Here is a 681-nt window from a genome sequence, read left to right as displayed (position 1 = left end):
CGCCGAAAGCGCCGGGCCCGGCCGCGGCGCGACGTTCACGGTGCGGTTGCCGATCGACCGGGTGGGGCGCACGGAACGCGTCTGCGTGCCCGAGCCGGCCGCCATCGCTCAGCCGGTCGCCACGCCGCTGCGCATCGTCGTCGTCGACGACAACCGGGATTCCGCCGACACGCTCGCCGTGCTGCTGCAGATGAAGGGACACGCGCCGCGCGTCGCCTACCGGGCCGACGAAGCGCTGGCACTCGCCCGCGACTTCGTCCCGCACCTGATGCTCGTCGACCTGACGATGCCCGACGTCGACGGCTTCACGTTGCTGTACGAACTGCGCGCGATCGACGCGTTGCGCGACACGACCTGCGTCGCGCTGTCCGGCCACGCGCGCGCGTCGGATCTCGCGCGGACCGAACGCGCGGGCTTCGACGACCATCTCGTGAAGCCTGTCGAGATGGTCGTGCTCGACGCGCTGCTGGAGCGCGTCGCCCACCGGATTCAGCGTACGCCGTAGCCGGCCGTGCTCAGGCCATCGCGCGGCACATCGCCGCGCACGCTTCGCACGCGAGTGCGCAGCGACGGCAATGGGCGTGCGCATGCCGCAGACACTCGGCCGCGCACAGGTCGCACGCATGCGCGCACAGTGCGCAGACGCCCGGCGCAAGCACGCTGCGGCGCGCCATCGCACCC

At 72.5% G+C, this 681-nt stretch carries 1 protein-coding gene and 1 pseudogene; one reads left to right on the top strand and one right to left on the bottom strand.

Features of this window, described 5'->3' with window-relative positions:
- A partial coding sequence (locus tag L810_RS42645) for a response regulator (RefSeq protein ID WP_042978382.1) occupies nucleotides 1–505 on the top strand: 505 nt, incomplete at its 5' end.
- Nucleotides 506–515: 10 nt separating this feature from the next.
- Here the strand turns inward: L810_RS42645 and L810_RS49535 are convergent.
- Nucleotides 516–681, bottom strand: a pseudogene (locus L810_RS49535) (four-helix bundle copper-binding protein); the annotation flags it as partial.

This window comes from Burkholderia sp. AU4i, assembly GCF_000466765.1.
GTDB lineage: Bacteria > Pseudomonadota > Gammaproteobacteria > Burkholderiales > Burkholderiaceae > Burkholderia > Burkholderia cepacia.
Note: the sequence above shows the minus strand (reverse complement) of the source record. Positions and strands in the feature narration are given on the sequence as shown.